Source organism: bacterium SCSIO 12844 (assembly GCA_024397935.1).
In the GTDB taxonomy this organism is placed as follows: Bacteria; Pseudomonadota; Gammaproteobacteria; order Francisellales; family Francisellaceae; genus M0027.
This window is the reverse complement of the sequence record CP073743.1, coordinates 2,789,334-2,800,881: the sequence shown is the minus strand read 5'-3', so window position 1 is coordinate 2,800,881 and position 11,548 is coordinate 2,789,334. Positions and strand designations below refer to the sequence as shown.

Sequence of the window (11,548 nt, the reverse complement as noted above, 5' to 3'; positions counted from 1 at the left end):
CAACTGATGCATAATCCTATATTCTTTTAAGGTTTTAAATTAACTAAATTATATAAAAGAATGAAAGGTTCATTAGCCTTTGTGGGAGTAGTAGTTTGATGCGCACTCAATATTGTGGAGAAATCACTGAGCAGTTTTTAGAGCAAGTTGTAGAAATTTGTGGCTGGGTTCATCGCCGCAGAGATCATGGTGGTGTTATTTTTTTGGATATTCGTGATCGAAGTGGTTTGGTTCAACTCGTTTTTGAACCTGAAGATAAAGAGTTATTTGATCGAGCAGATCATTTAAGAAACGAATATGTTATTAAAGCAAAAGGTTTGGTAAGATTGCGTCCAGAAGGGCAAGCAAACCCAAATCTAAATACGGGAAAAATTGAGATTGTTGGTCAAGCCCTAGAAGTCTTAAATACAGCAGATGTCGTACCTTTTCAAATTGATGAGCATCAAAAAGTCTCTGAAGAAGTACGTCTTAAAAATCGTTATATTGATTTAAGACGCCCAGAGATGCAGCAACGCTTTATCCAAAGAGCTAAAATTGCTCGTTTTATCAGAAATTTTTTAGATAGCCGTGGCTTTATTGATATAGAAACACCAGTACTAACAAAAGCAACACCTGAAGGTGCAAGAGACTATCTAGTGCCATCAAGAACACATAAGGGTGAGTTTTTTGCGCTTCCACAGTCACCTCAATTATTTAAGCAGTTGTTAATGGTGTCAGGCTTTGACCGTTATTATCAGATAGTTAAGTGTTTCAGAGATGAGGATTTACGTGCTGATCGTCAGCCTGAGTTTACTCAAATTGATATTGAAACCTCTTTTTTAGATGAAAATCAGATTATGACCTTAATGGAGCAGATGATTCAAGGTTTATTTAAGTCAGTACTTGATGTTGATATTCTAACACCGTTTAAACGTATTTCTTACGAAGAAGCAATCAGTCGTTATGGTTCAGATAAACCAGATCTACGTATTCCTTTAGAGTTAGTTGATGTTGATGATTTGGTGAAAGATGTTGATTTTAAAGTATTTTCAGTGCCTGCAAATTGTCCCAATTCAAGAGTTAGTGCCTTAAAAGTACCCCAAGGTGCGACAAAGCTTACACGTAAGGTAATTGATGGCTATACAGATTTTGTTAAAATTTATGGTGCAAAAGGCTTAGCGTATATTAAAGTTAATGACGTAAAAAAAGCGCGTGATGGCTTGCAATCACCAATTATCAAAAACTTATCTGATGATGCGCTTAGTACTATGATTGAACGTTTAGAGTTAGCAGATGGTGATATTGTTTTTTTTGGTGCAGATACGAAAAAGATTGTCTCAGATGCGCTTGGTGCACTACGTATTAAGATTGGCCATGATTTATCATTAGTCTCTAATACTTGGCAACCACTATGGGTTGTTGACTTTCCAATGTTTGAAGAAGCTGATGGTCGCTTATATGCATGTCACCATCCATTTACAGCACCAAAAGTTGAAGATGTTGAAAGTTTAAATAAAACCCAGCCGCTAAACTTATTATCTCGTGCTTATGATATGGTATTAAATGGCTATGAAATTGGCGGTGGTTCAATTCGTATCTTTCAAAATGAAATGCAAAAGGCTGTCTTTGAACTATTAGGTATTTCAGAAGAAGAAGCGAATGAGAAATTTAGCTTTTTACTAGAAGCTTTGCGCTTTGGCGCACCACCTCATGGTGGCATTGCATTTGGTTTGGATCGTATTGTCATGTTAATGACAGAGACAGATAATATAAGAGATGTAATTGCATTTCCAAAAACACAAACAGCGAGCTGTTTAATGACAGAGGCACCATCGCACGCATCTAAAGAGCAGTTATTTGAATTAGGTATTGTTGTGCCTAAAAAAGAAGAAAAAGCAATGAAATCTTCTCAGGAATCAACAACTGAAAAAATTGTTAATCCTTGAGAAGATTAAAATTAAGGAAATTAGGTTTAAGTGTCTGTTAATCAACTAAGTAAAAAGCAACCAAAAGCATTGGGCTTTTTAATCTTAAGCTATGTCGTTGTATTATTACTAGCGAACTGGTTTGATATGCGTTTAATTAGTCTTGGGTCTGACTTATCAACCGATGCAGGAACACTTATCTTCCCATTAACTTTTTTACTTTCTGATTTAATTACTGAAGTCTACGGTTATAAAAGGACACGTCGTGCGATATGGCTTGGATTTTTATTTAATTTAATTTTTATTCTCTATGGACAATTAGTTGTTCATTTACCTTCACCAAGCCAAGCACCATTAAATTCATCATTTGATCAATTATTTGAGTTTAATATTTTAATTATCTGTGCTTCATTTATCAGTTATTTAATTGCAGAGCCATTTAATGCCTTATTTCTAGCAAAATTAAAAATATGGCTCAATGGACGTTTTATCGCATTTCGTTTTGTTATCTCAACGATGCTTGCAGCAATCATTGATACAAGTATTTTTTCAATCATTGCTTTTTCATCGATTCTGGATTTAAAGCATTTGGTTTTATTTATTATTACGATGTGGGTAGTTAAAGTTGTTATTGAAATAATTGGTTTACCCTTATCTGTTTATTTGGCATATCGATTGAAAAAATATGAAAAATTAGATATTTATGATACGAGAACGAAATTTAATTTGTTTAATTTAAATGCACATTATCAACAAGAAGATAATCATTTTAAAGAAATATAGGAGTAAAGACTAAATGCTTAGAGAACTTAAGCGTTTAAAAGGATTGTTTTTTAATACCCCTTTAATTGTCATTGATTTGATGATTAATGGCAAATCAAAACAGCTTTATGCAAAATATGAAGCCTTAAGCTTTAGTGGCTCAATCAAAGACCGTATGGCTTATTATTTATTCGAAAATGCTTATAAAACAGGCATGTTACAAGAAAAACAGCCGATTGTAGAAGTTACTAGTGGCAATAGTGGTATTGCATTATCAATGCTTGGTCGTGCATTGGGGCATAAAGTACATATTGTTATGCCAGATTGGCTATCTCCTGAGCGTTATCAGCTGATGCGATTAGCGGGTGCTGAGATTATTAAAGTTTCCAATAAAGAAGATGGTTTTGCTCAATCAATGGCCATTGCTAAAGACTTAGCAAAACGTCAAGGGATGTATTACCCTGATCAGTTTTCAAATCAATCTAATATACAAGCACATAAAGAAACAACAGCCTTTGAAATTGACTATGCATTAGAAAAGCTTGGTCTTAAACTCAATCGCTTTGTTGCTGGTGCTGGTAGTGGCGGAACGGTAATGGGTATTAGCGAATACTTTAATGAATTGAATTTAGAAGTAACTAGTCATCCATTAGAAGTGAAAAATGCGCCAATTTTATCGACAGGTGTAGGTGGTAGTCATAAAGTACAGGGTCTTAATGGCGAGTTTATTGCACAGTTAATGGATTTCAAGCAATTAGGTGAAATTGTTTCAGTTGATGAAGAGGAAGCTTTAAGTATTGCCTACCATTTAAATCGCTTAGGTTTATCTGTTGGGCTTTCAAGTGGTGCTAATTTTCTAGGTGCAATTGAATTATTAAAGACTTATCCAGATGATGTCATTGTAACAACGTTTGCAGATTCTGCTTTAAAGTACTTATCCAGTGATTTATTTGCAAAAGATGGTAGTAATTTAAAATTACCAAAAAATATAATTTTAAATGGATTTTCGGTTATATCAGAGATGTCAAAACCTTCAGAAATAATAAAACACATGGATGTTCAAATTGCTTAAAAGGCGCTACAATGAGTGCATTAATAAGTTATATGAAATTAAGTTAAACTAAAAAGGTATAATATTATGAGTTCAACGAAGCCGAATTTAAGTCAATTAATGCAGCAAGCTCAGAAGATGCAAGATGAAATGAAAAAGATGCAAGAAAAAATCCAGCAGATGGAGATTACAGGAGAAGCAGGTGCAGGTCTTGCAAAAGTAACACTTAATGGCAAGCATGAGTGTAAAAAAGTTGAACTAGATCAATCATTATTATCTGAAGAAAAAGAGATTATTGAAGATTTAATCGCTGCAGCTTTTAATGATGCTGTGAAAAAAGTTGAAGGTGAAACACAAAAGCAAATGGCAGATATTACAGGTGGTATGGGATTACCGCCTGGTTTTAAAATGCCGTTTTAATTATTTTTATCTATTATTTGTTTATGAAGCAATTACCACAAGCATTAGTTGAATTAATTGATGCATTTAGAATTCTACCAGGTGTTGGCCAAAAAACTGCCCAGCGGATGGCAATTTTTTTACTTGAAAAAAATATTCAAGGTGCAGAGAAACTTGCTAAACAATTACAACATGCATTAACAGAAATTGGTCAATGCCAACAATGTTATGCACTAGCTGACCAGCCCTTATGTCCAATATGCAGTGATAATGAACGCCAAAAGCATAAACTGTGCGTGGTAGAGTCACCACTAGATTTAATTGCACTTGAAAATGCGAGTGTATTTAAGGGACGTTATTTTGTATTAAATGGACGCTTATCACCTTTAGATGGAATTGGCCCAAAAGAACTAAAAATTGATCATTTGGTTCAGCGTATTGATCAATATGCCATTGATGAATTAATTTTAGCAGTCAGTCCAACAGTTGAAGGTGAAGCAACTGCACATTATATTAATGATATATTAAATCAAAAAGATATTTCAATTACCCGTCTAGCTTATGGTGTGCCATTTGGTGGTGAATTAGAATATTTAGATCAGCAAACCCTATTTCATGCATTTAATTCAAGGCTTGATTGTTAAGCGTCATATTAATTAGAAAATTTATCAAAACTTGCCAAATAAGCAAATACAGCCAATCCTATCACATAGATGGCAGGCAAGTAGAAAAGATTTAAATTATTAATAAAATAAGTTGCAAGAATGGGTGCAGTACTACCTAAAATCGCAGCTGATAAACTCCAAGTAAAACTTGTGCCAGTACAACGAATTTCAGCAGGCAAAAAATCATACATCAGTTTAAAAATAACGGCGGTCAAAATACCATTACCAATGACATATAAAATAAAGCCAATCAAAATGCCAATATTACTGTGATAATTAGCACTAATAAATAAAGTCGGTGCCATAAAGGCTAATATAATCACGCCAATACGATAGATTGATCTAAAGTTAATTCTTTCAGCAGTCAATGCAATTATAGGTGTTAGAATGGTTACGAACCCTTGAACTATGGCGGCAATTAATGTGGTGGTTGACAACGAATAACCATTGTTCGTTTGTAAATATGCAATAAAAAAGAAATTACAAGTGTAAATATAAACACTCATAAAACTTGCAACCGCTGCAATTTTTAAAAGGCCTAATTTATGTTGTTTTAATAGTGTTACAAAGGGTAAAGATTTTTGATCTTTAAGCTGGTTAATATACTGAAGAAATATAGGTGATTCCTGTAGTTTTGTACGTAAAAGCATAAAAAAGAAAGTTAAAATGCCAACAATAATATAGGCGCTACGCCAGCTTAATTCAGAATTAAACCAACCAACTGTTGCTGCAAATAAACCACCAATAAACATACCTAAAGATGAAGCAAAGCCAATAAAGCTGCCTGCTAAAATTTGGCGCCTAGGTGTATGCTCCATTAAAAATATCGCTGAATTATTAAATTCTCCAGAGATCGCAAAGCTTTGAATAAGACGAAACCCTAAAAGAAGAATTGGTGCTAGAATACCAATAGCTTGATAGTTTGGAATGACTCCTATACCAATCGTTGCAAGTCCAATGAATAAAGCACTTAATAACAGCGGCTGTTTTCTACCTCGATAATCTGAATATAGACCAAAAAATAAGGCACCAAGCGGTCGCGCTAGATAAGAAATAGCAAAAATACTAAATGTAATAATTAGCGCATTATGACCTAAGTCTTTTGGCAATAAGCTATGACTTATCGCACCACCTAAATAAAGATAAAGGCTATATTCTACCCATTCAATAAAAACAATACTGGTAGTAATAAGAGTGAGCTGTGTTTTTTTCATGAATTTTAATGGATGTTTGATTTTTTATTGGGCTATTAGTATACCAAGTTAAAGATGATTGGGGAAAATTTTATTATTGTTGGGATTTGTTGGGGCAAATTCTATATTTGCCCTGTTTGGAGTGGTTGTGGGTTTTGAGGCAATAGAAATGGATTTGGAGTGGGCAGAAATTTCTAAATGGGCAGAAATGGATTCTGCCCGTACATTATTTATAATTAGAATCATTTTTCCAATTTTTAGGGTTATTTTTGATGTAATTTGAAATGTTTAAATAAGCATGTTGATTGCGAATAATATGTTCATAATAATTGCGTTGCCATAATTTTTTATCAAATGGTTGCCAATTTTTTGATTTAACGCCTTTAATATATTCAATGGTTGTATAACGTTTAAATGTTTGGATAATTTGAGGTAATCCAGATATTTTTCCTGTTGGGGAAGATTTTATATTCTTGCTGAGATTTGTTGGGGCAAATTCCATATTTACCCTGTTTGAAGTAGTTGTATGTTTTGAGGGAATAGAAATGGATTTAGAGTGGGCAGAAATTTCTAAATGGGCAGTAGATTCTGCCCGTACGGATATTTTTACAATTGCGTGAAAATGGTTAGGCATAATTATATAATCATGTAAATTAATGTGATTATCAATTTCAGGTATTTGTTGCCATATATGATTAATCATCTTCCCAGCATCATTCAGATATAGTCTTTCATTAATTATCTTGCCAAAGAAATGTTGGCGATTTTGGGTACAAATCGTAATAAAATAAAAGCCTTTTGATGAATAATCATAGCCTTTTAAACGAATTGATCTACGATGATGAATATCTGAGTTATATGGCATTTATGTTAAGCAGCAATCTCCAAAATAGCTGCAATACATAAAGCTGCACCACCTGCAATGATACTTGCTTTATAGAACCAGTGAGTATTAGGCTGGTCAAGGTCTACTTTAGCGTTTGCTAAATCAATAGAATGTTCAGGAAATAAAGGTGCTTCATCAAACATACCACTATCAAAGCCTTCTTGCCAGTAGTTATAAGCTTTGGAGCCTTTAGGATAAGGGTTATAACGCTCATTATGGTGTATATGTTCGGCAAAACGTTGACTGTAGGCATAGCCTTCCATCCAGCAAGTTTCTAAATGAGGCACTTGCGCAGCAGCAATTAAATTTAAATGGTGTTGCATCTGATGTTGAGTCATCGCCTTTATCCTTTTATTGTTAATTTCGATACTCTTATTATTTCATTAAAATAGCTTATCTGCCAAGATGAAAAAAACGTTTATTTGATTAAGATTTAATCGATTTAAGTGTCAGAAAAAGAGAAAAACACTTTGAGATTATATCTATAACTGTTCTTTATTTAAGTGTTTAGCATAAGTTTCAGGAATGAAAAAAAGTAAGATCATAGCGATGGCTAATGCAATCGGTAAAGCACTGATTGCATAGATAAAATCACTTAAAGAATAATCTGTAATTGTTGTGTGCTGTATTGGTGCAGCATATTGAATCAATATACCAATTAAAGGTTGGAAAAAAGCGCCAATAAGTACAATTAACATATTAATCCAACTCATTAAAATACCACTTAATTTTGCAGAATGAATATCGGTTGCAATGGCAAAGCAAACCAACATGCTTGAGACAAAAAATCCAAATAAAAAATAAATTAACTCAAGTAACCATAACGTATCTGGTAGTTGCAGTAAGATTAATAAAAATGCAATAAAAGTGCCTATAGTCCCAATATACATGGGAATTTTTCGACGTTTAAAAATACCGGATAAGATACCATTAACAGGTCCACCAACTGCAATACCAATAAAAATAAATTCATTGATTTGAGAACTATAGTGACTAAAGTGTGGGTAAGCTTTATTTAAAAAGGGTACAGACCATAATTCAGCAAATGAAATAACAGAAGCAACCATTAAGCCAGCATAAAGTCCTAAAAGCCAAGTACTAGGCACTTTAGCCATATTAAATACCATTGCCATACTGGTTGTTGCTGACTCTAATCGCGCACTTGTATGTTCAGGTGGTCTATTACGCACGATAAGAAAAATAAGCGCACTTAATACAATGCCAATCATACCTGAAGCAATTAAGCATTGTTGCCAACCATAGGTTTGCATTAGATAAGCCAAAGGCTCATTACCTGATATTGCACCTAATACACCAAGGGTATTGGTTAAGCCAACAATAAATGGAAACATTTTAGCTGAAAACCAAAGGCGTGCTAATTTTAATGTGCCAATAAAGGCAAAAGCTGAGCCAACACCAACGATGATTCGTCCAAGAGCAAGTAACCAGACAGCTTCTGTTGTAGCAAATAGTAAGACACCGAATGATAAAACAAGACAAGCTAATGATAAGCAAATTCTTGCGCCATAGCGATCAATTAAGCTACCAACAGGCAGTTGAGCAACGGCATAAGCATAGAAATATAATGCCATAATCGTACCTAATTCAGCAGGCGGTATTTGAAAGTGATTACTTAAATCGGTGCTAATAACTGCTGGTGAGACGCGTTGAAAAAATTCCAAACCATAAAAAAGTGCAGCAACAAACCAAGTCATTGAAGCAACAAGTAATATCCGTAGTGAGTTTCTTTGTTCCATAGTTAATAATAGTTAGATCGTTTATGAAAGAATCAAATTAGTCTAACAGTAAAATTAACAAAATGCGAATTTTTTTGTTGGATAAAGTCAAGCTAAATCCTCAAGACAACTAAGTCAGTTTCAAATATAATCAAATTGTTATGACATTGAAAATAGGGTTATGTTTTGAGTATATATAAATATTTTAAATTAGACAGAAGGCTTGCAAGGGTAGAGTATTTAAGTTTAATATTATTTTGGGGAGCGTTATTTGAAGTCGTGCTTTTATTAGCATTTATCATCAATAATTATACGCAATATTTAAGCTTGAGTAATTTTTTAATCTCCATTGCTTGCGCGCTATATTTATGGTTTGTATTTAAAGTAATCATTTGTATGATTCGACGATTTCATGATATTAATTTAAGTGGCTGGTTTACACTGGTTACTTTAATTCCTGCGATTGGCTATCTGGCAATTGTCATACTGTGCTTTATTCCAGGAACAGAAGGTATTAATCGATTTGGTATTCTAGCAAAAAAACCAACTAAAAAAATGCTTTGGGTGATTTTCTCTAGTGCAGTTGTAACTATATTATCTTCAGTGTGGTTGGCTTATATGTTGATTGATATTGTATCAAAAGCCTTTGGCTAATTTAGATTGAGGGCATATTAATGAGTTATCATGAAATTAAAAATGAACTAGAAAAATTAGTTAGTTTTCCTACAGTTTCAAACCGACCAACTGATGCGATTGTTGCTTATTTAGCAGATTTTTTAGAGTCAATAGGTTTTAGAATTGAATATCATTATGATGTTAATGATCCAACAAAAACGAATCTTTTAGCATCTATTGGGCCTAGAGATACACAAGGTTTACTCTTATCAGGGCATATGGATGTTGTGCCGACAGATGGACAGAATTGGCATAGTGATCCTTTTAAATTAATTGAGAAAGAAGATCGTTTTTTTGGCCGTGGTAGTGTTGATATGAAAGGGTTTATTGCGACAGTAATAAGCGTTTTAAAGTCAATGAAATTAGTAAATATTCAAAAAGAGTTGGTATTATTGTTTACCTATGATGAAGAAATTGGTTGTCTAGGTAGTCAAGCATTTGTTAAAAAGTTTAATCAAACGATGCAAAACAAGCGTATTTTGCCTACACATTGCATTATTGGTGAGCCAACGAATCAACAAATGATTATTCAACATAGCGGTATTTGTTTATTTGATGTGATTTTAAAAGGAAAAGCAGCACATTCATCACAACCATCTTGGGGTATTAACGCCATTAATGATGCCAATAAAATCATGAATGAGTTAGAAGATATCGCAGAAAATTTTAAAAATATCCAACCGGATGAAATTTTAAAACAGTCCTTGGTTGATCCTTATACCAGCATTAATATTGCAACCATTGAAGGTGGTTTAGCATACAATATTGTGCCAGAAGACTGTAAAATTGGTATTTCAGTAAGGCCCATTCCAGGTGCCTCGATACAGTCAATTAAAGAGACTATTTTTACAAGATTATATGCATTAAAGCTTCAATCAAAGCTTGAAATTATTGAAGGTATTACATCTTGTGGCCTTAAAACATCAAATGATGCATCTTGTGTAAATTGGTTAAAATCTTATGTGACAGATAAAGATCCAAAAGCTGTTGCTTATTGTACTGATGGTGGTAATTTAGCACAGTTAAATATAGAGCCTGTCATTTTTGGCCCAGGGAGTATTGAGCAGGCGCATAAGCCTGATGAATATATTGAAATTAATCAGCTTGTTTCTTACTCAGATAAATTATTACAAATGATTCGCAACCGACTAATCTAAGTGTTAGTCTAATATAATAAAAATTTATTTGTACAATGGATCGTTAAAAATTATGGTGGAAAAAACTTATCCTTGGTGTGTGATTGGTGGTGGTCCTGCTGGTATTACAGCAGTTGGAAAATTACTTGATCAAGGGATTAAATCTGAATCTATTTTGTGGTTGTCAGATCATTTTAATGTTGGAGATATTGGTCTTCGCTGGCAAGAAGTACCAAGTAATACCAAAGTATCTATATTTTTAAATTATCTTAATTCTGTTAAATCTTTTGAGTTTGACCGAATTAAAGAGCAGTTTCCTATTACTTTAATGGATAAAAGTAAGTGTTGTCATTTAGGTGATGTTTACCAACCATTACAAGTGATTAGCGATCGGTTTGTTAATTGTGTTGATAGTAACCAATGTTATGTTAAGGGTATTGATCAACAAAAAGATAAATGGCAAATCAATACAGATGTGAAGCAAAAATTTTATGCAAAAAAAATTGTCTTTGCTCAAGGAGCCTATGCTAAATCTTTGCCATATGATCCTGAAGTTTTATCCCTTGAGACGGTGTTAAATGAATCGAAACTTAAAGCATTAGAGACTGATCAGCCAGTAGCTGTTTTTGGTAGCTCTCATTCAGCAATTTTAGCGGTTAAAAATTTGTTATCACATGGTTTTAATGTTATTAATTTTTATCTTTCACCATTACGCTATGCATTAGAAATGGATGGTTGGATTTTGTACGATAATACCGGTTTAAAAGGACCGGTTGCACAGTGGTCAAAAATGCATTTATATGAATATTCAGCTGAAAACTCACAGTATCAACCACGGTGCTTACGACTACTTTCTACAAAAGAGAAGGTTGAGCAATATTTGCCACAGTGTAAGTATGCAGTTTATGCAGTTGGTTTTAATCGTCGAGAGGTGACAATTGATGGTGTTGCATTTGATCAGTATTGCCATCAAACAGGTATTATTGCGCCTGGTGTTTTTGGCGTTGGTATTGCCTACCCTCAGATGGTTACATCCCCTGTCGGTACGGTTGAAGGTAATGTTGGTTTATGGAAATTTTCAAAGTATCTCGATCAAGTCATGCCAATTTGGCTTAGGTATAATTAATTATAACGCATCTGC

At 33.6% G+C, this 11,548-nt stretch carries 12 protein-coding genes; 8 read left to right on the top strand and 4 right to left on the bottom strand.

Annotated features, from left to right (window positions below; all coding sequences use genetic code 11):
• Positions 1 to 98: 98 nt before the first annotated feature.
• The 5 genes from aspS to recR all read left to right on the top strand — a co-directional run bounded on the left by aspS (position 99) and on the right by recR (position 4,760).
• Entirely contained in the window at positions 99 to 1,925 is a 1,827-nt protein-coding gene (aspS, locus tag KFE69_12295) for an aspartate--tRNA ligase (GenBank protein UTW42252.1), read from the top strand.
• 126 nt (positions 1,926 to 2,051) lie between these two features.
• Positions 2,052 to 2,687, top strand: a complete 636-nt coding sequence (locus tag KFE69_12290) for a queuosine precursor transporter (GenBank protein ID UTW44075.1) — start codon at positions 2,052 to 2,054, stop codon at positions 2,685 to 2,687.
• A gap of 13 nt (positions 2,688 to 2,700) precedes the next feature.
• On the top strand, positions 2,701 to 3,738 hold the full coding sequence (locus KFE69_12285) for a cysteine synthase family protein (protein ID UTW42251.1): 1,038 nt from the start codon (positions 2,701 to 2,703) through the stop codon (positions 3,736 to 3,738).
• Positions 3,739 to 3,804: 66 nt separating this feature from the next.
• Complete coding sequence (locus tag KFE69_12280) at positions 3,805 to 4,137, top strand: YbaB/EbfC family nucleoid-associated protein (GenBank protein ID UTW42250.1); 333 nt, start codon at positions 3,805 to 3,807, stop codon at positions 4,135 to 4,137.
• Between the two features lie 23 nt (positions 4,138 to 4,160).
• On the top strand, positions 4,161 to 4,760 hold the full coding sequence (recR, locus tag KFE69_12275) for a recombination mediator RecR (protein UTW42249.1): 600 nt from the start codon (positions 4,161 to 4,163) through the stop codon (positions 4,758 to 4,760).
• Between the two features lie 8 nt (positions 4,761 to 4,768).
• Here the strand turns inward: recR and KFE69_12270 are convergent, their stop codons facing one another.
• From KFE69_12270 to KFE69_12255, 4 genes are all read right to left on the bottom strand, one after another.
• Positions 4,769 to 5,995: an MFS transporter gene (locus tag KFE69_12270; GenBank protein ID UTW42248.1), complete on the bottom strand. Its 1,227-nt coding sequence runs from the start codon at positions 5,993 to 5,995 to the stop codon at positions 4,769 to 4,771.
• Positions 5,996 to 6,200: 205 nt separating this feature from the next.
• Positions 6,201 to 6,839, bottom strand: a complete 639-nt coding sequence (locus tag KFE69_12265) for a hypothetical protein (protein ID UTW42247.1) — start codon at positions 6,837 to 6,839, stop codon at positions 6,201 to 6,203.
• 5 nt (positions 6,840 to 6,844) lie between these two features.
• On the bottom strand, positions 6,845 to 7,198 hold the full coding sequence (locus KFE69_12260) for a hypothetical protein (GenBank protein ID UTW42246.1): 354 nt from the start codon (positions 7,196 to 7,198) through the stop codon (positions 6,845 to 6,847).
• Positions 7,199 to 7,342: 144 nt separating this feature from the next.
• On the bottom strand, positions 7,343 to 8,617 hold the full coding sequence (locus KFE69_12255) for an MFS transporter (GenBank protein ID UTW42245.1): 1,275 nt from the start codon (positions 8,615 to 8,617) through the stop codon (positions 7,343 to 7,345).
• Positions 8,618 to 8,782: 165 nt separating this feature from the next.
• On the opposite strand from KFE69_12255, the gene KFE69_12250 reads away from it, so the two are divergent.
• From KFE69_12250 to KFE69_12240, 3 genes are read left to right on the top strand one after another with little or no spacing between them, the layout of a single operon-like run.
• Positions 8,783 to 9,250: a DUF805 domain-containing protein gene (locus KFE69_12250; GenBank protein UTW42244.1), complete on the top strand. Its 468-nt coding sequence runs from the start codon at positions 8,783 to 8,785 to the stop codon at positions 9,248 to 9,250.
• 20 nt (positions 9,251 to 9,270) lie between these two features.
• Complete coding sequence (argE, locus tag KFE69_12245) at positions 9,271 to 10,428, top strand: acetylornithine deacetylase (protein UTW42243.1); 1,158 nt, start codon at positions 9,271 to 9,273, stop codon at positions 10,426 to 10,428.
• A 52-nt stretch (positions 10,429 to 10,480) separates the two neighbouring features.
• Positions 10,481 to 11,533: an NAD(P)-binding domain-containing protein gene (locus KFE69_12240; GenBank protein ID UTW42242.1), complete on the top strand. Its 1,053-nt coding sequence runs from the start codon at positions 10,481 to 10,483 to the stop codon at positions 11,531 to 11,533.
• Positions 11,534 to 11,548: the final 15 nt, after the last annotated feature.